Source organism: Streptococcus sp. DAT741 (assembly GCF_009866825.1).
Taxonomy (GTDB): Bacteria; Bacillota; Bacilli; order Lactobacillales; family Streptococcaceae; genus Streptococcus; species Streptococcus ruminantium.
Genome location: NZ_CP019557.1, coordinates 935,137 through 961,618, shown reverse-complemented (window position 1 = coordinate 961,618; position 26,482 = coordinate 935,137). Strand labels below are relative to the sequence as shown.

27 protein-coding genes are annotated in these 26,482 nt (G+C 39.5%); 4 read left to right on the top strand and 23 right to left on the bottom strand.

Annotated features, from left to right (window positions below; genetic code table 11):
• The first annotated feature begins 216 nt into the window (after window positions 1-216).
• From BZG42_RS04630 to glgB, 4 genes are all read left to right on the top strand, one after another.
• Window positions 217-1,344 (top strand): glucose-1-phosphate adenylyltransferase, encoded by a 1,128-nt coding sequence (locus BZG42_RS04630; protein ID WP_120171626.1) that lies wholly within the window; start codon window positions 217-219, stop codon window positions 1,342-1,344.
• 12 nt (window positions 1,345-1,356) lie between these two features.
• Complete coding sequence (glgD, locus tag BZG42_RS04625) at window positions 1,357-2,472, top strand: glucose-1-phosphate adenylyltransferase subunit GlgD (RefSeq protein ID WP_155974484.1); 1,116 nt, start codon at window positions 1,357-1,359, stop codon at window positions 2,470-2,472.
• A gap of 8 nt (window positions 2,473-2,480) precedes the next feature.
• Window positions 2,481-3,926: a glycogen synthase GlgA gene (gene glgA, locus BZG42_RS04620; RefSeq protein ID WP_155996453.1), complete on the top strand. Its 1,446-nt coding sequence runs from the start codon at window positions 2,481-2,483 to the stop codon at window positions 3,924-3,926.
• A gap of 65 nt (window positions 3,927-3,991) precedes the next feature.
• Window positions 3,992-5,830, top strand: coding sequence for a 1,4-alpha-glucan branching protein GlgB (gene glgB / locus BZG42_RS04615; protein WP_155973075.1), 1,839 nt, complete (start codon window positions 3,992-3,994; stop codon window positions 5,828-5,830).
• Between the two features lie 211 nt (window positions 5,831-6,041).
• Here the strand turns inward: glgB and BZG42_RS04610 are convergent, their stop codons facing one another.
• The 23 genes from BZG42_RS04610 to eutM (BZG42_RS04500) form a co-directional block, all read right to left on the bottom strand.
• On the bottom strand, window positions 6,042-6,839 hold the full coding sequence (locus tag BZG42_RS04610) for a transporter substrate-binding domain-containing protein (RefSeq protein WP_155996455.1): 798 nt from the start codon (window positions 6,837-6,839) through the stop codon (window positions 6,042-6,044).
• Window positions 6,840-7,075: 236 nt separating this feature from the next.
• Window positions 7,076-10,705, bottom strand: coding sequence for a pyruvate:ferredoxin (flavodoxin) oxidoreductase (gene nifJ, locus BZG42_RS04605; protein WP_155996457.1), 3,630 nt, complete (start codon window positions 10,703-10,705; stop codon window positions 7,076-7,078).
• Between the two features lie 110 nt (window positions 10,706-10,815).
• Complete coding sequence (gene eutM, locus BZG42_RS04600) at window positions 10,816-11,094, bottom strand: ethanolamine utilization microcompartment protein EutM (protein ID WP_120171622.1); 279 nt, start codon at window positions 11,092-11,094, stop codon at window positions 10,816-10,818.
• A 22-nt stretch (window positions 11,095-11,116) separates the two neighbouring features.
• Window positions 11,117-11,389: an ethanolamine utilization microcompartment protein EutM gene (gene eutM / locus BZG42_RS04595; protein WP_120171621.1), complete on the bottom strand. Its 273-nt coding sequence runs from the start codon at window positions 11,387-11,389 to the stop codon at window positions 11,117-11,119.
• A gap of 22 nt (window positions 11,390-11,411) precedes the next feature.
• Entirely contained in the window at window positions 11,412-11,684 is a 273-nt protein-coding gene (gene eutM / locus BZG42_RS04590; RefSeq protein WP_120171621.1) for an ethanolamine utilization microcompartment protein EutM, read from the bottom strand.
• 13 nt (window positions 11,685-11,697) lie between these two features.
• Entirely contained in the window at window positions 11,698-12,309 is a 612-nt protein-coding gene (pduL, locus tag BZG42_RS04585) for a phosphate propanoyltransferase (protein WP_407697563.1), read from the bottom strand.
• A gap of 110 nt (window positions 12,310-12,419) precedes the next feature.
• Window positions 12,420-14,075, bottom strand: a complete 1,656-nt coding sequence (locus tag BZG42_RS04580; RefSeq protein ID WP_120171619.1) for an acetaldehyde dehydrogenase (acetylating) — start codon at window positions 14,073-14,075, stop codon at window positions 12,420-12,422.
• Between the two features lie 15 nt (window positions 14,076-14,090).
• Window positions 14,091-14,693, bottom strand: a complete 603-nt coding sequence (locus BZG42_RS10245; protein WP_155962930.1) for a BMC domain-containing protein — start codon at window positions 14,691-14,693, stop codon at window positions 14,091-14,093.
• A gap of 16 nt (window positions 14,694-14,709) precedes the next feature.
• Complete coding sequence (locus BZG42_RS04570; RefSeq protein ID WP_024532905.1) at window positions 14,710-15,342, bottom strand: cupin domain-containing protein; 633 nt, start codon at window positions 15,340-15,342, stop codon at window positions 14,710-14,712.
• Window positions 15,343-15,354: 12 nt separating this feature from the next.
• On the bottom strand, window positions 15,355-15,654 hold the full coding sequence (locus tag BZG42_RS04565; protein ID WP_024532904.1) for a EutN/CcmL family microcompartment protein: 300 nt from the start codon (window positions 15,652-15,654) through the stop codon (window positions 15,355-15,357).
• Window positions 15,655-15,663: 9 nt separating this feature from the next.
• A complete protein-coding gene (gene eutJ / locus BZG42_RS04560) occupies window positions 15,664-16,506 on the bottom strand; it encodes an ethanolamine utilization protein EutJ (protein WP_162496985.1) in 843 nt (280 codons plus the stop codon).
• The gene (locus tag BZG42_RS04555) at window positions 16,484-17,092 is read right to left on the bottom strand and encodes a hypothetical protein (RefSeq protein WP_155996305.1); all 609 of its coding nucleotides are present in this window, start codon (window positions 17,090-17,092) and stop codon (window positions 16,484-16,486) included. The genes eutJ and BZG42_RS04555 overlap by 23 nt, the downstream gene beginning before the upstream one ends.
• A gap of 50 nt (window positions 17,093-17,142) precedes the next feature.
• Window positions 17,143-18,276: a 1-propanol dehydrogenase PduQ gene (locus BZG42_RS04550; RefSeq protein ID WP_120171617.1), complete on the bottom strand. Its 1,134-nt coding sequence runs from the start codon at window positions 18,274-18,276 to the stop codon at window positions 17,143-17,145.
• Entirely contained in the window at window positions 18,273-18,719 is a 447-nt protein-coding gene (locus tag BZG42_RS04545) for a EutP/PduV family microcompartment system protein (protein ID WP_024532900.1), read from the bottom strand. The genes BZG42_RS04550 and BZG42_RS04545 overlap by 4 nt, the downstream gene beginning before the upstream one ends.
• Window positions 18,716-19,063 carry a BMC domain-containing protein gene (locus tag BZG42_RS04540; protein ID WP_156805127.1) on the bottom strand — a complete coding sequence of 116 codons (348 nt, stop codon included), beginning with the start codon at window positions 19,061-19,063 and terminating at the stop codon, window positions 18,716-18,718. Before BZG42_RS04540 ends, BZG42_RS04545 begins: the two co-directional genes overlap by 4 nt.
• Before the next feature lie 21 nt (window positions 19,064-19,084).
• Window positions 19,085-20,077, bottom strand: coding sequence for a choline TMA-lyase-activating enzyme (gene cutD, locus BZG42_RS04535; protein ID WP_024532898.1), 993 nt, complete (start codon window positions 20,075-20,077; stop codon window positions 19,085-19,087).
• Between the two features lie 67 nt (window positions 20,078-20,144).
• Complete coding sequence (gene cutC, locus BZG42_RS04530) at window positions 20,145-22,691, bottom strand: choline trimethylamine-lyase (RefSeq protein ID WP_155973088.1); 2,547 nt, start codon at window positions 22,689-22,691, stop codon at window positions 20,145-20,147.
• Window positions 22,692-22,723: 32 nt separating this feature from the next.
• Window positions 22,724-24,085: an aldehyde dehydrogenase gene (locus tag BZG42_RS04525; protein ID WP_155996309.1), complete on the bottom strand. Its 1,362-nt coding sequence runs from the start codon at window positions 24,083-24,085 to the stop codon at window positions 22,724-22,726.
• A 15-nt stretch (window positions 24,086-24,100) separates the two neighbouring features.
• Window positions 24,101-24,418, bottom strand: coding sequence for a BMC domain-containing protein (locus BZG42_RS04520; RefSeq protein WP_024532895.1), 318 nt, complete (start codon window positions 24,416-24,418; stop codon window positions 24,101-24,103).
• 14 nt (window positions 24,419-24,432) lie between these two features.
• Window positions 24,433-24,729 (bottom strand): BMC domain-containing protein, encoded by a 297-nt coding sequence (locus BZG42_RS04515; RefSeq protein WP_024532894.1) that lies wholly within the window; start codon window positions 24,727-24,729, stop codon window positions 24,433-24,435.
• Entirely contained in the window at window positions 24,726-25,028 is a 303-nt protein-coding gene (locus BZG42_RS04510; protein WP_024532893.1) for a hypothetical protein, read from the bottom strand. The genes BZG42_RS04515 and BZG42_RS04510 overlap by 4 nt, the downstream gene beginning before the upstream one ends.
• A gap of 3 nt (window positions 25,029-25,031) precedes the next feature.
• Window positions 25,032-26,027, bottom strand: coding sequence for a DMT family transporter (locus tag BZG42_RS04505; protein ID WP_024532892.1), 996 nt, complete (start codon window positions 26,025-26,027; stop codon window positions 25,032-25,034).
• A gap of 36 nt (window positions 26,028-26,063) precedes the next feature.
• Window positions 26,064-26,342 (bottom strand): ethanolamine utilization microcompartment protein EutM, encoded by a 279-nt coding sequence (gene eutM / locus BZG42_RS04500; RefSeq protein WP_024532891.1) that lies wholly within the window; start codon window positions 26,340-26,342, stop codon window positions 26,064-26,066.
• Window positions 26,343-26,482 lie beyond the last annotated feature (140 nt).

Genomic DNA, 26,482 nt, shown 5'->3' with positions numbered 1-26,482 from the left:
CAACTTATGTGTCAAAAATCAGAGGTAGACCGATAGATTACTTCAAAAATAAATACAATTTTATATAGACAAACACAAAATAATATGCTATGATATATTTATGAAAGATGTTGAAAGTGAAAATGAAAATATCTCGTTTTCACCCCTAGGAAACGCTTTCATTTTTTTGTATTCTATGCTATAATACATGTATCACATATATTAAGGAGTGGTTAGATGGCTCAAAATAAAATGTTAGCTATGATTCTTGCAGGTGGACGTGGAACTCGTCTAGAAGGTTTAACCAAAAAAGTTGCCAAGCCAGCGGTTGCATTTGGTGGAAAATACCGTATTATTGACTTTCCACTCAGTAACTGTGCCAACTCAGGTATTGATATTGTCGGAGTTTTGACTCAGTACGAACCTGTCCTCTTGAATTCATATGTTGCTCAATCGCAACGGTGGGGACTAGATGTCCGAGGCTCTGGTATCTTTGTGCTACCTCCAAGTGAAAAAATAGAAGGTTTTGGACTCTATAAGGGGACCGCAGATGCCATTACTCAAAATATTGATTTCATTGACCTTCATAATCCAGAATACGTACTAATTTTGTCCGGTGATCACATCTACAAGATGAACTATGACAAACTCCTTGATACCCATATTCAGAAGAAAGCAGATGCTACTATTGCTGTTATAGAGGTTCCAATCAAGGAAGCTTCTCGCTTTGGTATCATGAATACAGATGAAAACTACCGTATTGAAGAATTTGAAGAAAAACCAGAAAATCCTAAGAGCAATCTTGCGTCCATGGGTATTTATATCTTCACATGGAAGACCTTGAAAAAATATCTCCAAGAAGACGATAAACTAGATACTTCTTCTCACGACTTCGGTCACGATATCATTCCAAAGTACCTAGAAGATGGTCGTACTCTTGTAGCACATCCATTCCGAGGTTACTGGAAAGATGTCGGTACTGTTAATAGCCTTTGGGAGTCTAACATGGACTTGATTGACCATGCTGGGGATCTGGATCTTTCTGATCGGTCATGGAGGATCTATTCTGAGGACAAAGGCTCTCCTGCCCAAGTGATCGGTGCAACTGCCACCGTAAAATCTGCCTATATTGATAAGGGCGCTGTTATCGATGGAACAGTTGAACATTCTGTTATCTCAACTGATGTCCAGGTCAGCCAAGGTGCAATTGTTAAAAACTCTGTCATTTTGCCTGGAGCCATTATTGGTGAAGGGGCTGAACTCAATCATGTTATCGTAGCTGAAAACATTAAAATCGCAGATGGTATCAAACTGACAGGCGATGTGGACAATATCCTCTTGATTGATAAGAACGTAACTAAGTAAGAAAGGACTGCTATGTTAAGAAATACCCTCGGAATTGTAAATATTGAAGGAAATAATGTACACTTTGGCGATGTGATGAGACATCGTGGCGTGCAAGCCTTTGGTTTTTTGGGTCGCTACCGCCTCATTGACTTTGTCTTATCCAATATGTCAAACTCTGGAATTAGCGAATTTCAAGTCTACATGCCTACAGAGATGCGTTCTACCATTCAACACGTCGGTACAGGTAAACATTACAATATCAATAGTAAACGTGGCTCTCTTCGCTTGCTAAATAGCGCAACAGATCCAAGCAGCGTTTACCGTCATGATATTAACGCATTTTCAGAAAATATCCACTACATTGAAAGTTCTAATAAAGAGTACGTGTTGATTGCACCATCCTACTTCATTTACAGTCAGGATTTTTCAAAAGTTATGAGCGAACATCTTGCAACTGGTGCAGATATAACCGTTCTTTACAAGAATGTTTCCGATGCTAAAGACCATTTCATTGGATGTCAAACTCTTAAGTTTGGTGAAGATAGACGGATTGTCGCTTTTGAAGAAAACCATGGTAAGTATAAAAACCGTCCAATTTCTCTTGAGGCCTACATTATGAAACGCACAACATTCATTGATCTGATTAGACGTGCAAATAAGGTTTCATCTCTCTATTGGCTAAAAGATATACTGCGCGATACAGTTGATCAATACAAAATCATGGGCTATGCACACCGAGACTATGTCGCATGTATCAATACTACTGCTTCGTATTTCAAAACTCAAATTGAGTTAATTGACCAAGATACGCGCAAATTGCTCTTTAAACACGATTGGCCAATCCATACTCAAACAAGCGATAGTTCGCCATGTCTATATGGTCCCCTTGCTGAGGTCAAACGCAGCCTGATTTCCAATGGTGCCAATATCAATGGTCAAATCGAAAACTCTGTTATTGACCGTGACGTTGTTATTGAAGAAGGTGTTGTCATCAAAAACTCAATCATTCTCAATGGTGTAACGATTAAAAGTGGTGCAAACATTGAAAATGCTATTATTGATAAGGCAACAAAAATCATCCATCCAATTGATATAAAAGGAAGTGAAACATCGCCTTCATACTTGAAACCATATCAAATCATATAGGAGCTAATATGGCAAAAAAATCTGTTCTCTTTGTGGCATCTGAAGGACTTCCATTTATCAAAACCGGTGGTTTAGCTGATGTTATCGGCTCTCTCCCTAAAGAATTGGTAAAACAAGGCTTGGATGTCCGCGTAGTCCTGCCACTATATAAAAAAATTGCTATGGCCAATCATGCTGATTTCGACTATGTATCTAGCTTTGATGTACGTGCAGGTGATATTCAGTCCATGGCCAATGTTTATAGCCAAGTCATTGACGGTGTGACCTTCTACTTCATCGAACACCGTGATTTCTTTGAACGTGATGAGCTGTATGGATACGATGATGATGCCATGCGTTTTGGTTACTTCCAACATGCTACTTGTCGCTTGTTAGAAGCGTTGAACTTCTTCCCAGATGTGATGCACACTCATGATTGGCATACCGCTGCTCTTCCTTTCCTTTGCCGCACCTTCTATAGCTACCGTGAGGAATTTCGAAATATCAAGCATGTCTTTACAATTCATAACCTTGCTTTCCAAGGTATCTTCCATAAGCAAGCACTCTGGTCAGCTCTCGGTATGGATTACAGCTACTATCTGGATGGTATCGCACGCTTCCACGACGAGTGTATCAGCTTTATGAAATTGGGTATTCTCTACGCTGATAAAGTTAGCACAGTATCAACTACCTATGCTCGTGAAATATTGACAGAAGAATTCGGCGAAAATATGCAACATGTTCTCGAACTACGTAGACATGACCTCGTTGGTATTGTCAATGGTATTGACTATGATAGTTGGAATAGTCAGACAGATCAGTATCTTGTAAAGAACTATAGTTTAGAAACCCTTGGAGACAAAAAAGCTAATAAATTAGCTCTACAAGCTCAATTTGCCTTACCTCAAGATGAAAATGTCTTGATGATTGGTATTGTATCCCGTTTGACATGGCAAAAAGGCTTCTACCTTTTAACCGAGGTACTCGGTCATCTTTTACAGGCACATGTACAATTTATTATCTTGGGTAATGGAGAAGCAGACATCGAAAATGCCTTTAATCATTTTAAACATACTTACCCTGAAAAATTTGCCTTCTATCGTGGTTACAATGAGCCTTTAGCGCATCAAATTTATGCAGCAAGCGACCTTTTCCTCATGCCTTCTATGTTTGAACCATGCGGAATCAGCCAGTTGATTTCTATGCACTATGGCACACTACCACTGGTACGAGAAACCGGTGGCTTGGTTGACACAGTGACACCTTACCATATAGATACCAAAGAAGGAACGGGCTTCAGTTTTGGTGGACGAGATGCCTATAGTATGCGTCAAGTCTATGATTTTGCTCTTCAAACCTATTATGACCGTCCAGAAGATTGGTATGCAATGGTCCATCAAGCTATGAAGCGCGATTTCAGTTGGACAGCTTCTGCTGAAAAATACATCTGGCTTTATCGTGAAATTAGCGGTTAGAATAAAAATTAGAACTGAACTGGAGTGCGACCACTGTCCACTCCTTTTCGGCAATGGAGATTGCTATGACAGAATTTACTGATTTAGATTTATATTATATGAACTCCGGCGAGCATACCACCCTCTATGAAAAAATGGGTGCTCATATCATTAAGCTACGCAATAAGATTCTTGGTACTCAATTTCGTGTCTATGCTCCCAACGCCAGAGAAGTATTTGTAGTTGGTGATTTTAACGGCTGGCAACGTAGTCACCAGATGCAGTGGGAAATCGATGGAACATTCCAACTGTATATCGAAGGACTGAGATCGCTGGAAAATTACAAGTATCTCATTATCACTCATGACGGTCGGGAAATGTATAAGGCAGATCCGTATGCATTTTTCAGCCAAGTTCGTCCCGATACCGCCTCTACAACCTACAATCCACGTTACAAGTTTAAAGATGATGTCTGGATGTACAATCGTGTAAATTATGATTTTAAGCAACAACCGGTATCCATCTATGAAGTTCATCTGGGATCCTGGAAACAAAAATTGGCCAATAAAAACGAAGAGGCTTCTTCAACCACCACTTTTTATTCTTACAAGGAAATCGTTCCTCTTCTGATTGAACATGTCAAGGAAAATCATTACACACATATCGAATTACTTCCAATAACAGAACACCCTCTAGATGCATCCTGGGGGTATCAAGTAACTGGATATTATAGTCCAACTAGTCGCTACGGAAAACCTGATGAGCTGAAGTATTTAGTTGACCAATGCCATCAGGCAGGTATCGGAGTCATTTTAGATTGGGTACCACTTCACTTCTGCAAAGATGCGCACGGGCTCTATCAATTTGATGGTAGTTGGCTATATGAGTATCCCAATGAACACGACCGTGAAAATCACCAGTGGGGAACAGCTAATTTTGATCTAGGTAAGGGTGTAACACGTTCTTTCTTATTATCAAACCTCAAATATTGGCTGGAATACTTCCATTTTGATGGTATTCGTGTTGATGCTCTATCCTATCTTCTTTATTGGCGTGGGGAAACAGACGAAGACAAGATAAACCACGCTGCAATAGATTTTATCAAGCGGGTCAATGCCATGGTTCATACTGATTATAAGGGTGTACTGATGATTGCAGAAGACTCTTCTAGTTTCCCTAAAGTCACACATTCTCTTGAAGAGGGTGGTATTGGCTTTGATATGAAATGGGATTTAGGCTGGATGAATGATACGCTAAAATTTGTAGAGCGACCTGCCATTTATCGTAAGTATCATTCTAACGAAATCACTTTTGGTATGTACTACAACCAAAATGAACAATTTTTACTACCACTTTCTCATGATGAAGTGGTTCATGGCAAATGCTCAATCATCAACAAAATGAACGGAGATTATGATGATAAATTCCACCTAGCGCGGGTTTATTATAGCTTCTACTTCGCTCATCCTGGTAAGAAATTACTTTTCATGGGGAATGAATGGGGGCATATCCGAGAATGGCATGAGCATACAGAAATGGACTGGAATCTACTGAACTTTCCAATCCATCATTCTTTCTACCAGATGATGAGGACTCTTTCCACTTTCTATAAAGAGCATGATGCTTTCTGGAAGTATGATTATCAAGCCTATGAAAAAGGCTTTAACTGGATAAAAATTGATGAAGAAGTTAGTCTCTACGCATTTTCACGCATGAGTGACGAGCAAGAAATCTTAACGGTTCACAACTTCAACGATCAAGAACTTTTTAATGTTCACCTAGACCTTCCAGCAGGTTCTGAATATCAATTGGTCTTCTCATCTAACACCATTCCGATGGAATCGTTCACCCTCTATCCAGATGAAAACGGAGCAACTATTACCATTCCACGCTTAACCAGTTTCTATTTGGAGCGCACAAGATAAGCAAAATTCTATATTAGAATCACAGAAAATTCTCTGATTGCTGAGATAACCATATAAAAAAAACGGATGAAGATAGCAAGGTCAAAAGACATTAGCTATTTACCATTCGTTTTTTGTTTTTCATTATTCCAATCCGAAATCATTTATTTTAGATTTGACGAAGCTTGTTTTTCGATTGGTTCCACAAAGGTTCAGCATTGCTCTTCTTGTCTTATTCTGAGACAGTGTATTTAGCAGCTTCTTTTAAGAAAGTTTCATACTCATTGTTTTCGACAACCTTTTTTATTACAGCATCAATAGCTGCTTTTAGATCAGTACTACCTTTTGGCATGGCAATAGCTTTGCCATTTTCTTTAACTGTTGGAAAGGGAATCGTTGCAAGAACTAAATCGTCATTTTGTGCAGCGTAGCCAAGAGCAACAGGTTTATCTACCAAGACAGCCTCAACTTGACCAGTTTTCAGTTCATTGATTGCTTCTCCCATTGCTCCAAGAGAAATCAAGCTGACATCGGTCATGTTCTCCTTGGCATAAACTTCCTGAGTAGAGCCTTTTTGAACAGCCACTTTTTGTCCCTTTAAATCAGCTAAGGCGGTATATCTATCCAGATTGGATTTCTTCACAAGAAGAGTATCTGCCACTTGATAATAGATTTCAGAAAAATCAAATACTTTTGCGCGCTGTTCTGAATAGGATAGACCAGCAATAGCAATATCAGCCTTGCCTGACTGTATACTGCTTAGTACATTATCAAAGCTCATAGACGAAACTTCAAGTTTGACTCCGAGTTCATCTGCAATTTTCTGCGCCAAAGCAATGTCCGACCCGACAACTTTATTTTTTCCATCCACTAAGGTTTGAAATTCAAATGGTGCATAGTCTGGACTGGTTGCTACAACCAAGGTTCCCTTTTCTTTGATGGCATCCAATCTTGATTGAGGGGAGGTTGAAGAACAAGCGACCAGAGTCAAGATTGCTAACAGTGTTGCTAATGTTAATAGTTTTTTCATAGTTTCCTAAATACCTTCTTTTTCAAATTCTATTTTCCTAGAAAGTATGAAAATAGGTTGTTTTCCTATATTTTCTTTACTTTTTCAGAATATATTTCCATTTTAATTCATTTTTATACACTTGTCAATAATTTTTTAAATTTTTATTCAATATTTTGTATAAAATATCTATTTCACTGATAAAACTAAAAATAAATACCATCCCCAAAGAGATAGTATTTATTTTTAGTATAGTATTAAAAATCTAAACTATGTATAATCGTTTCTAATGTAGACTCCTGTATTGTGCTACTTTTCTTTGTCTGATTTTTTTGCACTCTTTTCATATAGTTGTCGAAGTCTCCAGATAACTTGGCATAGTTTATAAAACGCCGTTTGGCTTGTTCCACTGTTTGATGAAATAAATCCGCAGCTACAGTAGGATTAAATTGTTGTAAGGAAGAAAATCGCTCTTGTTTCATCATAAAATCAATCATTTTATCAAAATTTGGGCGCTTATAATCCAAAATCATCGGATTTCTTCCTTCTTGTTCTAGCTTTGGATTGTAACGGTACAAGGACCAGTAACCAGATTCTACTGCTTGTCTTGCTTCCTGAAGACTTTCCTTCATTCCTCCTGCTATCTTGTGAGTGATACATGGGACGTAGGCAATGATAAGTGATGGTCCTGGATGTTTTTCTGCTTCTTCAAATGCTTTAATCACCTGAACTGGATTCGCACCACTTGCAACCTGAGCTACATAGACATTACCATAGGTCATCGCCATCATTCCTAAGTCTTTTTTTATTCCTCTGTTACCTGAAGCTGAAAACTTTGCAATAGCTGATGTCGGTGTACTTTTTGAAACATGGCCACCAGTATTAGAGTATACTTCATTATCAAGTACCAGTATGTTTACATCCGCTCCGCTAGCAAGCACATGATCTAAGCCACCATAACCTATATCGTAGGCCCAACCATCTCCACCGATAATCCATTGTGAGGGTTTTACAAATAAATCACGTTTTTCGTAAAGTTTTGTCAAGAATGGTTTTGTCTCATCCATTTCAACAAGGAGCAAGTCTATCAACTTTTTGCTTCGTGCAATTGTCCCATAGCCTTTATCAATGTTTTCAATCCAGTTATCTATCAGCTCTACCAAAAGTGAACTTGCTTCCTCTTTTGCTGCGAGCATATCAGCAATCAGCGAGTGTCTCCTCGTTTGCGTAGCCATTAACATACCATATCCAAATTCAGCATTGTCTTCCAACAGAGAATTACTCCAAGCAGGACCTTGCCCAAGTGAATTGGTACTAAACGGTGTGATAGGAAACATCCCTCCCCAGATGGAAGAACAACCTGTAGCATTAGCAATCATCATCCTACTACCAAACAACTGAGTTAATAGTTTTACATACGGAGTTTCACCGCATCCTGAACATGCACCTGAAAATTCCAAGAGAGGCTGTTCAAATTGTGTATGTGCAATAGTTCCTGGCTTTGCTGGATTTTCTTTGGCACGTAAGGTCATTGAAAAGGCCCAATGAATGGCTTCTTCCTTAAACTTACCTGAAGCTTCGTCATCCACTTCAATCATCTTTAAAGCCTTGCCTTTGGCAGGACAGATCTTTACACACAGTTCACAACCAGTACAATCCTCAACAGATACCTGAATACGATACATCAGTCCATCTTTTCCCTTGTAATCTCTAACCCTGTAGCCATCAGGAGCTTGATTCAACTCATCTTGTTCAACTAGGAAAGGACGAATGGCAGCATGTGGGCAGACAAATGAACATTGATTACATTGCACACAAAATTCTGAATTCCACTCTGGTACTTCCCAAGCCGTACTGCGTTTTTCTACTGGCGCAATTCCCAAGGGAATATCTCCTGCGACGAGACCATTTTCTATCAATTGACCAACCGACACAGAATTTCCTTCCAGACGATGAACAGGTTGCTGAATCTTCTGTATATACTTCAAAGTATTGGTTGATGGGGCGTTTTGCTCCTCTCTACATAATTTCCAATCGGCTGGAATGTCTATTTTTTTTATAGAAGCAATAGTCATCTCAACAGCTCGTAGATTTTGTTCTACAATTTCTGGTGATTTATGTCTATACGCCTGAACAATCTCTTTCTTCATGGCATCAACTGCTGCTTCTTCCGATAAAAAGTCTGTTATTTTAAAGAAAGCCGCCTGCATGCAAATGCCTGGTTTACCATACAATCCTACTTCTTGTGTAATTTTGTAGGCATTTATGGTGTAAAAGCGAATCTCGTTATCAGCCAAGTAGCGTTTGAGTTTGCTTGGAAGTAAGCGACTGAGTTTTTCATGGGACCAGGTGGTATTTAATAGAAATATTCCCCCTTTTTTTAATCCCTCTACCAAGTCTATTTTTCTTAAATATCCAGGCATGGTAACCCCAACAAAATCCGCTTCTAATATAGAATAAGAAGACTGAATTTTATCTCGACCAAATCGAAGGTTTGAAATCGTGAGACCATTCTGTTTTCTAGAATCATAATAGAAGGAACCTTGAATAGTAGAGTCAGAATGTTCACCCATAATGCGGATAATTGATTTATTGGCACTAACTGTGCCATCTCCTCCAAATCCCCAACATTTCACTTGGTAAGTTGTTTTCTTTGTCAGATCAATAGAATCTCCCACCTTTAATGAAAAGTTGGTAACATCATCTTCTATTCCTATAGTAAAATGAGGCTTTGGAGAAGCTTTCTCCAACTCAGCAAAGATAGCCATTATCTGGTTAGGTCTCACTTCTTTTGAACCCAATCCATACCTTCCCCCAATGATAATGGGGTGTCGCTCACTTTCGTAAAACGCAGTTCTTACATCTAAGAAAAGAGGTTCACCTGTGGCTCCTGCTTCTTTGGTTCTATCCAAAACAGCGATAGCTTGAACTGTCTTGGGTACTTTTTCTAAAAAATCTTTTATTGGAAAAGGTCGATAGAGATGAACCTGAATGAAGCCCACTTTTTTATTGTTATCCATCAAGTAATCAACAGTCTGACAAATTGTAGAGGATACGGATCCCATTGCTACAATAATAGTTTCTGCATCAGGATGTCCATAATATCGCATTAGGTCATAATCTGTTCCACGAAGTTGATTGATTTTTTTCATGTACTTTCGTACAACGTAGGGAAGAACTTGATAGTGTCGATTTACTGTCTCGCGCTGTTGGAAGAAGGTGTCTGGTCCTTGATTGGTTCCGGACACCGTTGGATGGTTGGGATTCATTCCTCTACCACGAAAGATGTTGAGCGCCTCTTCATGCACTAGAGGCTTGAACTCATCATATTCTAGAACAGTGATTTTTTGTAGTTCATGACTTGTCGAAAATCCATCGAAAAAATTAACGAAGGGAAGACTGGATTCTAGTGTTGCTAAATGAGCTACAAGTGACAGATCCATTACTTCTTGAACGGAACCTTCTGCCAACATTGCAAAGCCTGTCTGTCGTACAGCCATAACATCACTATGATCACCAAATATACTGAGGGCATTTGTCGTTACAGAACGTGCAGCAACATGAAAAACTGCTGGTAGTAATTCTCCTGCAATCTTGTACATGTTAGGTATCATTAGCAACAATCCTTGAGAAGAGGTACAAGTAGTCGTTAGTGCTCCAGTTTTTAATGAACCATGCACGAAGCCAGCCACTCCCGCTTCTGATTGCATTTCAACAACATTTACAGTCTGATCAAATAAGTTTTTTCTACCTTCTGCCTGCCAAGTATCAATCCATTCTCCCATTGTAGAGCTGGGTGTAATAGGGTAAATACCTGCAACATCACTAAAAGCATATGCTACGTATGCCGCAGCCATATTACCATCCATTATTTCTTGATGTGACATATTCCTTCCTCCCTACATTTTTTAATCTTTCCCCAATTCTTCGAGAAGAAATTACCTACTATTTTTAGAAAAGCTCACCCCAAACCAGATGAGCTCTTCTTCCTCAAAATTTATTTTACTTTTGGTAAAATGGTTTCTACTTCACCATGTGGACGCGGAATGACGTGAACAGAGACTAACTCTCCTACACGTTGGGCAGCGGCTGCACCTGCATCAGTAGCAGCTTTTACTGCACCAACATCACCACGAACCAAAACGGTAACTAGACCACCACCTACGTGTTCCTTGCCAATCAAGGTAACATTAGCAGCTTTTACCATGGCATCAGCAGCCTCTATTGAGCCTATCAAGCCTTTTGTTTCAATCATGCCTAATGCTTCTGAAGTCATATTTCCTTCTCCTTTACTTATATTAGTGTGGTAAAATGGTTTCTACTTCGCCATGTGGACGCGGAATGACGTGAACAGAGACTAACTCTCCTACACGTTGGGCAGCGGCTGCACCTGCATCAGTAGCAGCTTTTACTGCACCAACATCACCACGAACCAAAACGGTAACTAGACCACCACCTACGTGTTCCTTGCCAATCAAGGTAACATTAGCAGCTTTTACCATGGCATCAGCAGCCTCTATTGAGCCTATCAAGCCTTTTGTTTCAATCATGCCTAATGCTTCTGAAGTCATATTTCCTTCTCCTTTACTTATATTAGTGTGGTAAAATGGTTTCTACTTCACCATGTGGACGCGGAATGACGTGAACAGAGACTAACTCTCCTACACGTTGGGCAGCGGCTGCACCTGCATCAGTAGCAGCTTTTACTGCACCAACATCACCACGAACCAAAACGGTAACTAGACCACCACCTACGTGTTCCTTGCCAATCAAGGTAACATTAGCAGCTTTTACCATAGCATCAGCAGCCTCTATTGAGCCTATCAAGCCTTTTGTTTCAATCATGCCTAATGCTTCTGAAGTCATATTTCCTTCTCCTTTACTTAATAATGCGTAATTTATTGAGCCCTGTTAGTCCTAAGGCATTTGCTTCTTCGGTATCTAAATGACATTCCAGTGAGAAGTTATCATTCACACGAACAATAACATTATGGATAATGCCGCCACGCTCACCAGGTATTTCCAAAGAAACAACTTGCTTGTCTTCTACACCGAAATGTTTAGCATCACTTGGGCTCATATGAATATGTCGTTTAGCGACTATACAACCTTTATTTAGCTGAATCGAGCCCACTGGACCAATTACTGTGCAACCTGGAGTATGTTCAATGTCACCGGATAAGCGTAACGGTGCATCAATACCCAGCTTAAAACAATCACTTCTTAATATTTCAACCTGCGTATGGCTTCGTGATGGACCTAAAATCCTAACTCTTTCAATAACTCCCTTAGGACCTGCAATGGTTACACATTCCTTGTAGGCAAATTGTCCCTTTTGCGACAATTCTTTTAGTTGATTAAAGCGGTAGCCAGGACCGAATAAACAATCTATATCTACCTGAGATAAATGAATGTGCCTATTTGATATACCTAGAGGAATGGCATTGCGACCAAAAACATCTGCTTTTGTTACAGGTTCCTTGGCTGCCACTGGCTTTTCTTCGACCAAAACCTTTTCTACATTATTGCTATCTCTTCCATCAAGATAGTCAACTACTTTGTAAAACAAGCTTTCTAGATCTTCTCCCACACAATCACCTCCTATCTTCTTAAAGATGACAAAATCTCTCTAACAATAGCTTCATTATCAATATCATCTTCGGTAGACAGAGTTTGTTTCTCATTTAATTCATCAGACTGTAAGTTTTGACGCTTTTCAAAATTTTCTTGAATAGCCTGTGGCGTTTGACTCAAAAAATCTTTTTCCAATTCATGCTTGTTTTGACAATGAATGCTCGCTGAACATACTGCATCAATCTTTGTATCGGTTTTAGATAGCATAGTCAATTTTGGCAATGATTGAAAGCGACTATCTTTCGCAACAATAGTTGTAACATCTTTTGTTCCGTATGCAACTGTTTTTACATTTACCAAGTGTTCTGGGGTTAGATTATCCGAAACAGAACTACCACCATCAGTACCACAACCTAGGGTAAAGGCAATTGGAAGTCCGGTGGAAATACCTGTACCACCTTGGCTTCCTCCTGTATTGATTAAGATACGAGAAGCAGGCTTACTGGAGAAACGGAAAATCATTTCTGGGTCACCTGTATGTAAGCTCATCGTATGACCGATACCATTTTGTAGCAGTCGAATACTCAAAGCACAAGCTTCTTCCCAATCTTTGACAACATAAAAACCAATAACAGTCGTTAATTTTTCAAACGATAGTGGATTTCCCTGACCAACACCAACTTGAGGACCTACCAAAATCTTGGTATCTTCTGGTACTGACAGCCCTGCTGCAACTGCAATTTTTATAGCTGGTTGCCCAACGAATTTCGGATTCATGGCCGGATGGCATCCTTTAGTATTGCCTCTAAAGAGAAGCTGACAAACCCTATCTGTCTCCTCTCGGGTCATGAGGTAGCACCCCTGCTCTTTTAATTCGCGAAGTACTTCATCCTTATTGCTTTCCTCACAGATAATCGCTTGCTCAGAAGCACAAATCGTCCCGTTATCAAATGTTTTAGAGGCAATAATAGTAGCAATTGCTTTTTTTACATCTGCTGTTTTCTCAATATAAGCTGGAGAATTGCCAGCCCCGACACCAATAGCTGGTTTGCCACTACTATAAGCAGCTTTTACCATGCCGGGACCGCCCGTTGCGATAATCATTGCAACTTCTTTTGAGTGCATCAACTCATTTGTTGACTCTAATGTTGGGTTCATAACACACCCTACAATATTTTCTGGGGCTCCAGCTTCAACCGCAGCTTTTCTCACTAGTTCAGCCGCTTCTATACTACACCTCTTAGCCGATGGATGTGGGGCAAACACAATTGCATTACGCGATTTAATAGAAATAATCGACTTATAAATAATTGTTGAAGTTGGGTTAGTAGAAGGTGTAATCCCCAGCACCAGTCCCATTGGCTCAGCTACTCTAAAAACTTTATTATTTTCATCAAAATCTAAAATTCCCGATGTCTTATAATCCTTGATTTCGTCATAAAGTAAAGTTGAGGCTGCATAATTTTTATAAGCCTTATCTTCCAATTTACCAAAGCCTGTTTCTTCTACTGCTAAGTTAGCTAAATAATAAGCATTGGCTTCAACTGATTTCACGATATTTTTTAGAATGGCATCTATCTGCTCATCTGAAAAATGCGCAATCTTCTGTGCCGCCTCTTTGCCGCTTCTTACTAAATCACGTGCTTCTTGTATAGAGCAGAGATCTACATCAATTGTCTTCATTCTGCTTTGAACCTCCTACGTTTTTTCTACTGACTGTTTGATTTTCTTAGAATAATCATCGACCAACATGGCAATCATCGTTTTCCTTACCAAGCTGGATAATTTTTCTTCTGCAATGGAAATATTCTCATTATCTGAAATCATCGCCCGTAAGTCTGCAGCCTTTGTTCTTTCTAGTTGTCGCCTGTATTCCTTAACGGTTGTTACATTTACTATCGGTTCTTCGATACTATCTGTGACGTGTTCTTCTGCCTCAACGATTTTATCTGTCGCTTTTGAAGCGTTTGATAAGTGGGCAACTGCTACTTCTTTTGTTGGTTCATCTTGTAAGAGGCTCATCTCAGTATTCTCATCTAAAATGGAAGAGAGTTGTTGGTCCGGTCTAGGAATGACATGCGAACTATGAAGAAACTCCGTACCAAATCTCTGAACAGCGCTAGCACCAACTTCCACAGCTACTTTTACTGCTCCAACATCTCCTTCGATACTGACAGTGACCAAGCCGCCATGCACTTTTTCTAATTTCAGCAAAGAAACATTTGCAACTTTTAGCATGACATCCGCAGCTTCAATGGCTCCGATAAACCCATACGTTTCTATCAACCCTAAAGCTCTCATTCTTTGGCCTCCCCAACTACATTAAGTCTGCCCAGTTCGATGGATACGTAGTATAAAATAGTTTTGCATTATCTGGTGAACCCCAAACCACATTTGAGCCTGAAGGGACAAATAAAACATCTCCTTCACGCGCTACAAAAGTTTGTCCATCGATTTCAACTGTTACCGTTCCCGAGATAACATAATCAATTTCTTCGTATGGTAGTTTCCATGCAAATTTGGATTGATCAATCGTTAGAAAACCTGCACTCATTTTTGATTCATGCTGGCCAACAAGTTCCTGAAAACCGACCTTGGCACCCGGTGTTCCTGTATCAAAGTCATCCATCCGAACCGTTGAACCACGTACAACTTTCATACCATTTGTATGCGAAACAAAACGGTATGGCTTGGCTTCCCTCTCTATTTTGTCATCTGTATTCATTAAAATATTCTTTAAAATATGCAGGATTTCATCAGTGCTGATACGTTGATTACTCATTTCAAATGATGTTGTACAAGTATCTTCGCAACACTCAAATGAAATACCATATTTTTTGGCTTCATCTTGTGCAGCAGGAGTAATAATTGTCCCTTTTTCAATATGACACACCATCTGCCCTGCTTCCTTACATGCAAGAACATCTTTTGCAACTATCAATTTTGCCATCTCTTCTCCTTTCTATTCCAACAATCTATTTATTTCTCCGTTTTGTTGTTTGATTTGATCGTAGTTTTCGTCAATAATTCCTATAACCGCTGCATCAACTGGCATCAAATCATTTTCCATCATACGACGGGCAGCAGAACCTGTTGCCACAATGACTCGATCACCAATTCCTGCACCGATCATATCAGCAACGACCATAATCTCTCCAGATCTACTACCACCGACTACCTTTGCCAGTAGAAATTTAGCACCATTCAAGGCATCCGATTTTCTAGTGGCCCAAATTGTATCAACTAATTCTGCAACTAACATCTTCGCCTCCTAATACATAATTTCTTGACTGCAATTCATTGCTATTCCTATCGGGGTAACAAACATCGGATTTTTCGGTTTAACAGTTCGAATCCCCGTTTCTTTTTCGATAATGGCCTCAATTCCAGTTAGACAACTGGTGCCACCAACCAAGTAGATGATATCCACATCATATCCAGCAATACTATTATTTATAATGCTGGCAATTTTTTCAACGACAGGCTTCAAAACACTATTCAGTTCTTTATGATTGTTGTTATCTCGCTTATAGGCGTCAGCCTCTTCAAAGGTTAGGTGGTAAGCACCAGAGATTACCAAAGTAAAGTGCGTTCCCCCTGTTGCCTCATCAACTGTCTTCACTACTTCTCCATCTTTTAAGATAGAAATGCCTGTTGTCCCACCACCAATATCCACAATTGCCCCATCTTTAAGACCTACAATGGTATTAGCTGCTGTAGGTTCATCTAATAAAGCTGTCAACTCAAAGCCTGCTCCTTGAACAACATTTTTGATTACTCCACCATCTAATAGATCTGTCCCTGGCGGAAGAGCCGCAGCAGCATAGAGTAATTCCGTCTGTAATTGTCTTTCTAAACTTTCTTTTAGTTCTCGGACAATGCGAATCGCTCCAATATAATCAACAATCATTCCATCCTTGATAACATTGGCGCTGCGGTGTGCACCAGCTACAATATTTCGATTCTCATCTAGGACAACTAAGACGATGTAGGCAGTTCCTAAATCAACCCCCGTATAATAAATATGACTTTTTGTAATAATAGGTTGCTTTTCAGCCTTTTCAAATTCCTCCACATACTGATCGCATGTTTTAGGTAATTTGTTTGATATCATCGTCTACCTCCTCACATCTTTTGACACAAGATATAATCATGCTTGCCAACCGATTGATAACTTCTTGCAACACTTCAGGTATTGGTTCATCAACTCTTTCAGATAAGGTCTGAAACTTAAAATATAGAGGGAATAGACGAGAGGCTACTCTCCCTTTTTTAGTTCTCAACAACAATCGCATTCTTCCTAAACTTTCGACCACAGATGGCTGACTAATTGCTTGTTCTTTAATCATTTGACGGTCTGAAATCGATGGTGTTGCCATACATTGTTCTAGCATGCATAGCTCTTCAGAGATAGAAAAATCCAACTCAATCAACTCATAGGCCACTCGTAAAAGTTCACTCCGAAGTATCAGCCACTCATTTGACTGTGTGATACATGATAAACAGCTATTGGTGATTGAACTTGATTTTACTGCATTGGTTAACGGCTTTTTTTCGGCCTCATCAATGAGTCGAACCTTACGGTCCATAAGAAAAGTTTTTGCTCCTGGAGTTAGTCTAGTTTGTTTTTGAATAGTGAAGGTTTCAAAAGGATTGTCACGATAAATCAGACGTAAATCATCTTCAGTTAGATACTTCATAACATCCTCCTTCCACTCAATAATATCTTTTTATATACTTATGTTAGCCATTAGTGCATTGAGCGATAGATAGCCTCAATCTGCTCCTGCGTAACGGTCCTTGGATTTGTTGGTGTACAAGCATCTGCCATGACCCTTTGTGCCATCTCTGGAATCATTTTTTCAAACTCTTTTCGATCGATTCCCAATTCTTCAAGTTTCGTTGGGATACTCATTTTTATCGATAATTGTTTAATTGCACTTGTCAGAGCTACTACTGATTGTTTAACTGTGACTTTGCCAATATTCAGCATCTCTGCAACCTCAGCGTATCGTCTAGCTGCCTCTGTCTCTCCTGAACTATCCAAGGAAGCATTAAAGGAAATGATGTAGGGCAATAGGTAGGCATTGATCCGACCATGCGGTACATGGAAGAAAGCACCGATAGCATGAGATAAACTGTGACAAATTCCCAACCCTGCATTATTAAATGCGATACCTGCTATAGATGAAGCATTATGCATCTTCTCACGAGCTAATTGATTGTCACCATTTTTATAGGTTTCAAAGATGTATTGCCAAGTCAACCGGATACCTTTTTCAGCACAGGCATCAGAAAAATCATTAGCCTGATTGGATACATAAGCTTCCAGACAATGCGTCAGTACATCCATTCCTGCATCCGCTGTCACCGATGGAGGTACAGTCATTGTAAAAGTAGTGTCCAAAATAGCGAGATCCGGAACCATTGAATCATCAACTAGTGCAATTTTTTCGTTATGCGTTGGATCTGAGATGACTGCAAAAGCGGTATTTTCACTTCCTGACCCACTTGTAGTGGGAATCGCAATCAAGTAAGGACTGTCTACTTTTTCAGATTCAGAATATACTCGGACAACTGCCTTGGCTGTGTCCATCGCTGATCCTCCTCCTAAGGCAATAACAGCATCTGGTTTATACTTTCTAATTTCAGCCATACTTTCAGAAACGACTTGTACTGTCGGATCAGGGACTACATTTGAAAAAACCTTGGTCTCTGCTCCCGAAGTAGTTAGAACCTCTAAAACTTCGTTCACAAGGTGACTTTGTTCCATGAAAGGATCGCAAATAACATAGGCTTTCGTAATTGGTAATTCTGAAATTTTTGCTGTAGCCCCTTTACCAAAAATAAAGCGTGGACCCACTTGAAATTCATGTATTTTCATTGATTACCTTCTTTTAATTGTTCTATTTTTTTACATAATTCGTGATAGGTATCAGAGTCTCCCATCTCCCATTCAATAATCTCATCAACACCAGCTTCTTGTAATTCAACTATGCAATCAGCTGTATTTTTAATAGACTGTCCTGAATGATGAACAATAATCCCTAAACTAGGAAGTCTAAACACTTGTGCAAAATTAGGTGAATAGACTCTATAGACACGGCTAGAATGTAAGAGCATCAGGAGACAATAAGCATTTTGTTGCGTTGCAATAATATGCTTTTTCATGCTGGGACTCCTGAGATAAGTGCTAGGAACATAAATTGTTTCACAACCATACACGATAGATTTTATGAGGCAAATCTCCTCCTCATTTTCTAGTACTCTAATGAGTTCCTTTTTCCCAGAACCCTCTGGTCCAATAATCAGTATTCGTTTTCTCATGATTTTGTTAATGAAACAATGGAGAATCCTAAGTTAGCCTTAAAATAGTCAAGAATTCTTTGTAGAGCTGTTTCTACACTCTGTACATCTCCACTAAACATGAGAGAACCTGTGAAACGATCAATAAAACAAATATCTATATCTGCTGCTTTTCCGGCTAAATCTGCAGCAATAACAGCTGTTTCGTATGGAGTTATAGCCAAAATTCCAATAGCTCCTTTATCTTCTACTCCCAGACTGTCATAAACCGATTGGATGGGAGCAGCAATAACATGAGCCAGTGTAATTTGTTTACCCGGAACAGATTCTTGAATAATTCGATTGATTTCTCCAATTACTTCCACAAAAATTCCTCCTCCCAATCCTTAGTGTTTAACAACATTTACTGGAAAATCATACGATAAGATATAGCTTTCTATCCTATCTAAGTCATATTGACTTAACGATGGATCACCTTCAATTTGATATTCCATTCCCAATTGTTTATACTTATTGACACCTAATTTATGATAGGGTAGAAGATCAATTCCCTGAAAATTTACTCTGTCTTTATACGGAAGTAAAAAGTCAATAATAGCACGAATCTCCTCTTCGCTATCATTGATTCCTTTCAACATGGGCATGCGAATCTTCACATTATAACCGGCATCTAATACAGATTTTAGATTGTTCAAAATCCGCTCGTTTCCAACACCTGTCCATTCATTGTGTTTTTTTGAATCCATATGCTTCAAGTCAAATAAGAACAGATCTGTATACTCAGCGACCTTCATCACCACCTTATTTGGAACATGACCTGCTGTTTCTACTGCGGTATTCAAACCATCTTGCTTACAAGCTTTCAACAAAGCAAGTGCCCCTTCACCCTGGGCCAAACATTCTCCACCAGACAGAGTAACACCACCACCAGACATTTCATAAAAGGCATCATCTTCATGAATAATATCCATCAGTTCTGAGATGGTTTTAGCCTCTCCTGCAATTGTTAATGCACCTTCGGGACACCCCTCAATATCTGCTCTTGTTGGACGCTTTTTCTGATAACGCCGAATATCAATTGGATGCTCTTTGTCGGAATACTCATATGGAACAGGCACTTCCTCATTAGCAAATTTAAAGCAAACACTTCCCAGCGGACAAGTTTTAGCACAAGAGTTATAGGGTTTGCATAGGGTTTCCTTATGCATGATGTTTGTCCCAAATTCTAGTCCTTCTGGATTAGCACACCACTTACAACGCATTGGACAACCTTTGAAGAAAACAATAGTACGAATGCCTGGACCATCATATAAATTATATTTTTGAACATTGAATACATTGATTCGTGTTTCATGTTTTTTTACTGTTGCCACTACAATTTTCTCCTATCCGAATAGTTACAGTAGGCCTTCTGGCTAAAGAAGACCACTGTATCCACATTATGTTTTAAATCCGTGTCAAAACTGTACGCGCAATAATTTCATCCTGAACATCTTTACATAATTCAACGAAGAAGGCACTATAACCAGCTACACGAACAATCAAATCACGATATTTCTCTGGATGTTGTTGTGCTTCTAGCAAAATTGCATTGTCAAGATAGTTAAACTGCATCTCACCATTACCAAGAATACTTGCGGTTCTAAGTAAGGTAATCAAACTTTCCTCACCTTGTGGAGTGTCAAGAAGACCTGCCATAATCTTGAAGTTATGAACCATGCCGATATTCATATTTTCATTCGCCATCTTGGAAACTGACTTAATGATCGCTGTCGGACCCTTGGTATCCATACCATGATCTGGTGAGATACCATCTGAAAGCGGTGTCCAAGCACGGCGACCAGAAGCAGAGGCCCCTGTAATTTGACCGAGAGGTGTATTATTTGAAATGGACAAGGTACCATGACTCAAAATAGAATACAAAGTCTTATACTTACGATGTTCCTCTTCTGTGAACTCGACAATATCTGAAGCAAAATAATCCACATAGTCATCGTCATTACCATATTTAGGAGCTGCTAGACAATCTGCGCGAATTTGATCATACCCTTCAAAATCGGCAATCAAAGCCTTGTTCAATTCGGCAAGTGTATACTTTTTATCTTCAAAGACAAGTTTTTTAATTGCTGCCATGGAATCTGCGTAGTTAGCAAGTCCTGACCAAACAACACCTGGACCGAAATTGTACATCGCTCCACCTGATTTAACTCCACGACCATTTTCCATCGTACCTTCATACATCATAGACATCAATGGTGCCGGTGCTAACTCACGTTGGACACGCTGAGAGATGACGGTCATAACAGAAGTCCATTTGGTAACATACTTGATTGTCTCTTTAACAGCGGCTTCAAATTGTTCAAATGTTTTGTATTGCTCAAGAGGTCCCATATCTGGAGTAACTGGTTTTCCGTACCATAATGGAATACCATGGTTCAACGTTGTTTCGATTAAGATTGGCCATTGAGTGTAGGCTGTTGATGTCCATTGATAGAGACGACCCGATTTTTGTGGTTCTACGCATCCCATTAAGCAGTAATCACGTGCATCCTCCATTGAAACACCTTTTGCCAACATCATTTTGATGTGAGCGTCGTCAAAGTGACACGCAGGGAAACCAATTCCTGCACGGACAACATCAACAATTTTCTTCAAGTACTTACGTGGCGATTTGTTATTGATACGAGTTGCCAAGGTTGGTTGATAAACCTTTACATGGCGAATCGCATCCATCAAAAGATAGGTCAAATCATTTGTTGCATCACGCCCTTCACGTGTTACCCCACCGACACACATGTTTACAAATGGTTGATAACCTGCAAAGAATTTAGAAGATCCCTCTGATGTTAACCACATCATTTCTGACATCTTAATAAACATACAGCCGGCTAATTCAAAAGCTTGATAATCATTCATCCGGCCAGATTCAATATCCTTTTTATAAAGCGGATACATATACTGGTCAACACGACCAATTGAAAGACCTGTCTGGTTTTCTTCACAGAGTAGTAGGTGCTGAATTGTTACAACGTATTGCATCGCTTCCCAGAAAGTCTCTGGTTTATGCGCAGGAACATTGGCATTGACGCGAGAAATCATCTCCAATTCTGCTCTGCGTTTTGGATTGGATTCTTTTGCGGCTAATTCTGCTGCGTACTCAGACATACGCTTCGCATAAATCATAACACCTTCTGCTGTTAGAATTTGCGATTTGTAGAAATAGATTTTCTCCAAATCATCTGGATTAGCATAGTCCAGTTTTGCTAGGTGGGCTTCTGCTTCAGCCTTAATATCTAGCATACCTTTTTTCATCCCTACCACATCGTATCCTGGATTTGAGTCACCACCACCAGAACAAGCATGATAAGAACAATCAGAGACAAATGATTCACCAGAAAGTTCCCAAGCACCCGCTTCACGGTATTGTGATTCACAGGCTTCATCTACAGAACGTCCTTCCCAATATGGGAAAATTTCTTCTCTTAGAACCTTTTTATCTTCTTCAGACAAGGCATATGGATCCTGCGGACGAGTTGAAATCGTATCAATTTCATCGCGAAGCCAACGCCATGAAATATCTGGAGAAAAGGCACCAAAACGTGCGCCACCATTCGGTGCACCTACCAATAATTCATTATCTTGAATGACTACTGGAGCAATTTTACAAAATTCTTTGAAAGCAGTTCCGCGTAGGATTGCTTTTGGCATACCTTCATTCTCTTTAGAAATTCGTGTCAGGTTTACCGCACGAATTAAAGAGATTGTTGGTTGCGCTTTCAAATATTGGTTTTTTAAGGCCTGCAATCGAGGTGTAATTCCCTCTGGTATATCTGTACCTTCTGACACAAGCGGTTCTACATTTGCAAAACTAACTTCTGGCTTTGTAATATCATCAGAAACACTTTGGAAAATTTTTACCAGTGATGCACGTTCTTCCGCACTTAGTTTCTTCGTAGCTTCTTCCAGCTTAGCTGTAAATTCCTTCATATCCATATTGAATATTTCCTCTCTTTCGAACAATCAATTCATGACTTATTATTAACTTCAAAACCAACCTGACGGGTATAAGTCAAATGTTTCGGTGTGATATTTTCCGAGCTATATCCTTTACCAGTTGTGATACCACCCAATATCAATGATGTCGGGAAGTTAGAAACAATACCTGTAGCGACACAAACTGTAGGTGCATTTACCACAATTCTCCCAACCTTTTTGACTAAGGCAAACTCTCTGATGATTTTCCAATCTTTGGAATGTATGGTTAACGTATGTCCCATTTTTAACTCATCTAGCAAGTTCATACATTTAACACAAGCTAAGGTCCAATCCGGTTCCAAGTAGACTACAATCACTGGACAGAGTAATTTTCGACTAAAAAAATCCTCTTCATTCATGTAATCTTGGACAGATACAAGAACCTTTGTTTCTGCTGGAACAGATATGCCGGATTTTTCTGCCAACCAAATAGCTGACTTCCCAATATAATTTTCCTTAATATTCTTCTCTGAAGCTGTTAGAAATGCAATCAGCTTCCTAGTCTCTGACTCCGTCAGCAAATGAGCTCCATTCTTTTCTAGGCTATCTTTGATTTGATCTGCAATAACATTTTCAGTAACTAGAAATTGCTCTGCACCGGGTAAGATACCATTTTGAAAACTTCTCGAATGAATGACATCACTAACAGCTTTCTCGATGTTTGCGGTTCTTTCTACAAATACTGGTCCAGATGAATCCCCACCATATAATAAAGGTATATTGGTGACAAACTTATTTGAAATGTATTCTGGGCAGCCAATATTGATGAGTAGAGAAACCTTATCACTGGCCAACAATTCCAGTATTCCTGCATCGCTAATTGTCTCACCTAGACTGATACCATCTTCAGGATAACCAGACTCTTCGGCAAGCGTAATTAGTTTTTTCAAACTATGAAGAGTTGACCTTGTTGACTGCCGATTAGCAATGAATACCAGAGAATTTCCTGTTTTCATCGCTAGTAAACAGACATTAACCAATAAGGTAAAGGTTGGGCGAGCTGGTAACAAAACCGCAACAACCCCCATCGGCGCTCCAATTTCGATAACTTTTTCTGTAGAATTTCCACCGATGATGCCGATATATGACTCCTTCTGAAGAGTTTCCTCGAAACGTTTCAGAAAATGTGTACATAAAAAATGCTCATCCTCTTCCACACCGTAATCATTACCAGTCACAAACTCGTGGACATATTCGCTTGTTTTGTCCAGCAAAGTTTTGATAAAGATAGAAGTCACGACATCTAAATCACTTTGACTGTACTTCTGCAAGTGAACAAAAGACATTTGACCATTCAGAAGCAAATTTCTTATTTCTTGAATTGATTCCAAATCTTTGTCAATATATCTCATTTCGTTCACACTTTCCTACTCTGTTGCTTCTTCTGGGAACATCATTTCTAATGAGTAGCGATCGATGATTTTCTTTAAATCTTCATGTGGTCCTGGAATGACAACACTACTATATACCTCAGTCCCCATTTTTTCTACCGCACTAACTCCCGCATCAACAGCTGTCTTGCAAGCTGCCGTTTCACCTTGGACAATAACTGCAATATAACCGGATGCAGTGTTGACATAAGCAATTACTTCAACATCTGAAGCCTTTACCATTGCATCTGCTGCCTCAAGTGCATATACAAGACCAAATGTCTCCACAGCACCAATTGCTTGATATCTTTCCATTGTCTCCTCCTTTATCAATTATCAATATCATGTACAGAAACCATGTCCCCAACAGAAGAGATTGGCCTTGGCATTACATTATGAGCAGTTAATTTACCAATTGCTTCAGCTGCACGTGCTCCAGCCTCAACAGCAGCCTCAACAGCAGCTACATCACCAACTACCATGATTGTAACCAATGTAGAACCAACATTCTCGTAGGAAATCAATTTGACATTGCTGGCTTTTAACATCTTATCGCATGCTTCCAAAGCTGGCACCAAACCAACTGTTTCCACAAGTCCTAATGCCTGACCACCATGATACCTCATATCGCTCCTCCTTCTACATTTCGAAATTCTTTTGCAATATATTTTTCCACTGCGTATCTTCCATCATCATTTATTTGATAGCGGATTCTCAACTTTCCGTTTTCATCCAAATTAAATCCCGTCTGAACGAGATAACCATTGCACTCTAACGACATCAAATGTTCTAAAAACAAGTCCTCTCTGAACTGTTTTTCACTGCCAAATAGAGGTTCCAAGGCTGACATAACTTGAAATACATCCGCCTCTTCCACTGTGCTCATATAATTTAGCACTGCTGTTCTTGCTGGTAATAATTTCATGGACTATACCTCATCTTTTCTAAAAAAATCTAGTGGATTCGTCGTTACTAGAATAGCACCTGTGATAATCACCAACGAACCAACAACAATAGTTGTTGTAATTGCTTGTCCAAGGAATAAAACACTAAGTAGAACACCCCAGAAAGCATAGGTAATATTTAAGGACATACCAATCGCAGTACCAACCATAGCATTTGAACGATACCATTCCATATATGAAATACCAACCAATGTACCGGAAATCAGTAGGAGAAATACTAAAAACGGTGAAGTTAAGGTTGCTGTAAATAGACCCGTCGCTCCAATAATTGGGACAATGATAACCATTTGAATTAAACCAGAAACCAATTGACGTAGGGTTACAGTAACTTCTGAGTCAAGCATTGCACCACCAAAACTTGAAATCGTTCCTTCCAATCCCCAGCATATTGCAGCCACTACAGCCAGGATAATTCCTAGTGTAAAATTAGGAGCTCCCTCAGGTTTTACCAGATTGATAACAACCGCGCCAGCCACACACATCAACATCCCAGCAACAACGCGCATGTTTAATTTTTGTTTTAAGAAAATAGCTGAGAAAAGAGCACCAAACGCAGCCGTTGTCGCTGAAATTGGAATAGCAAAAGCTCCCGCTAAATAAAGACCAACTAGGTAAGCACCATTTGCTACTGGACCGCCCAAAATATAGCCGAGCAACATAATTTTCCCTGGTTTAGTAGCTAATGTACGCCCCAATTCTTTGAATTTCCCATTTCTTATCGCTGCAAGCAAGAGCACACAACCACCCAAAAAATCATTTATCGCGCCCATTACAAAGGGAGCTGCTAAAATGCCCACCGCTGACTTAATCGGATCAAATCTCTGAAGAATCATAATAACAAAGGAGTATAATCCATAAAATAAGCCAGAAACAATTCCGCTTCGAATACCTGCTATACGGAATTTTTTGGTCGTTTCATTCATTTTTTGTTGTGCAATAGTACTTGTCGTTTGTCCCATAAAAATACCTCCTAATCTCTTTAAAATAGAGAGCCATTATTTAGAACCAGGCAAGATTGTCTCTACTTCCCCGTGCGGACGTGGAATAACATGAACAGAGACTAACTCACCGATTCGTTGTGCAGCAGCAGCACCAGCATCTGTTGCCGCCTTAACTGCTCCGACATCTCCTCGAACAAGGACGGTTACTAAACCACCACCAACATGTTCTTTCCCGATTAAAGTAACATTTGCTGCTTTAACCATTGCATCTGCCGCCTCTATTGAGCCGACTAATCCCTTAGTTTCAATCATTCCCAATGCTTCGGAACTCATGATACTACCTCCTTTATATATTTTTTATACTAAATTTAACACAAAAACACATATAAATTTTACTTTTTGCACAATTGTAAAAAATCTCTATATTCCCTACATAACAACATTGTAAACCCTTCCACAAAGTCAAAGTCAAT

What these genes read in the sequence shown, in the direction of transcription:
- BZG42_RS04515 (WP_024532894.1), bottom strand. Translation starts at nt 24,729, where the DNA reads ATGAGGTATCATGGTGGTCAGGCATTAGGACTTGTGGAAACAGTTGGT.
- BZG42_RS04505 (WP_024532892.1), bottom strand. Translation starts at nt 26,027, where the DNA reads ATGGGACAAACGACAAGTACTATTGCACAACAAAAAATGAATGAAACG.
- BZG42_RS04550 (WP_120171617.1), bottom strand. Translation starts at nt 18,276, where the DNA reads ATGAAAATACATGAATTTCAAGTGGGTCCACGCTTTATTTTTGGTAAA.
- eutM (WP_120171621.1), bottom strand. Translation starts at nt 11,684, where the DNA reads ATGACTTCAGAAGCATTAGGCATGATTGAAACAAAAGGCTTGATAGGC.
- glgA (WP_155996453.1), top strand. Translation starts at nt 2,481, where the DNA reads ATGGCAAAAAAATCTGTTCTCTTTGTGGCATCTGAAGGACTTCCATTT.
- BZG42_RS04610 (WP_155996455.1), bottom strand. Translation starts at nt 6,839, where the DNA reads ATGAAAAAACTATTAACATTAGCAACACTGTTAGCAATCTTGACTCTG.
- BZG42_RS04510 (WP_024532893.1), bottom strand. Translation starts at nt 25,028, where the DNA reads ATGAAATTATTACCAGCAAGAACAGCAGTGCTAAATTATATGAGCACA.
- BZG42_RS04580 (WP_120171619.1), bottom strand. Translation starts at nt 14,075, where the DNA reads ATGAAGACAATTGATGTAGATCTCTGCTCTATACAAGAAGCACGTGAT.
- BZG42_RS04520 (WP_024532895.1), bottom strand. Translation starts at nt 24,418, where the DNA reads ATGGAAAGATATCAAGCAATTGGTGCTGTGGAGACATTTGGTCTTGTA.
- BZG42_RS04570 (WP_024532905.1), bottom strand. Translation starts at nt 15,342, where the DNA reads ATGGCAAAATTGATAGTTGCAAAAGATGTTCTTGCATGTAAGGAAGCA.
- BZG42_RS04630 (WP_120171626.1), top strand. Translation starts at nt 217, where the DNA reads ATGGCTCAAAATAAAATGTTAGCTATGATTCTTGCAGGTGGACGTGGA.
- glgB (WP_155973075.1), top strand. Translation starts at nt 3,992, where the DNA reads ATGACAGAATTTACTGATTTAGATTTATATTATATGAACTCCGGCGAG.
- BZG42_RS04565 (WP_024532904.1), bottom strand. Translation starts at nt 15,654, where the DNA reads ATGTTAGTTGCAGAATTAGTTGATACAATTTGGGCCACTAGAAAATCG.
- BZG42_RS04545 (WP_024532900.1), bottom strand. Translation starts at nt 18,719, where the DNA reads ATGAGAAAACGAATACTGATTATTGGACCAGAGGGTTCTGGGAAAAAG.
- BZG42_RS04555 (WP_155996305.1), bottom strand. Translation starts at nt 17,092, where the DNA reads ATGAAGTATCTAACTGAAGATGATTTACGTCTGATTTATCGTGACAAT.
- nifJ (WP_155996457.1), bottom strand. Translation starts at nt 10,705, where the DNA reads ATGTCACATCAAGAAATAATGGATGGTAATATGGCTGCGGCATACGTA.
- eutM (WP_120171621.1), bottom strand. Translation starts at nt 11,389, where the DNA reads ATGACTTCAGAAGCATTAGGCATGATTGAAACAAAAGGCTTGATAGGC.
- BZG42_RS04525 (WP_155996309.1), bottom strand. Translation starts at nt 24,085, where the DNA reads ATGAGATATATTGACAAAGATTTGGAATCAATTCAAGAAATAAGAAAT.
- cutC (WP_155973088.1), bottom strand. Translation starts at nt 22,691, where the DNA reads ATGGATATGAAGGAATTTACAGCTAAGCTGGAAGAAGCTACGAAGAAA.
- glgD (WP_155974484.1), top strand. Translation starts at nt 1,357, where the DNA reads ATGTTAAGAAATACCCTCGGAATTGTAAATATTGAAGGAAATAATGTA.
- eutM (WP_120171622.1), bottom strand. Translation starts at nt 11,094, where the DNA reads ATGACTTCAGAAGCATTAGGCATGATTGAAACAAAAGGCTTGATAGGC.
- eutM (WP_024532891.1), bottom strand. Translation starts at nt 26,342, where the DNA reads ATGAGTTCCGAAGCATTGGGAATGATTGAAACTAAGGGATTAGTCGGC.
- eutJ (WP_162496985.1), bottom strand. Translation starts at nt 16,506, where the DNA reads ATGATATCAAACAAATTACCTAAAACATGCGATCAGTATGTGGAGGAA.
- BZG42_RS10245 (WP_155962930.1), bottom strand. Translation starts at nt 14,693, where the DNA reads ATGAGAGCTTTAGGGTTGATAGAAACGTATGGGTTTATCGGAGCCATT.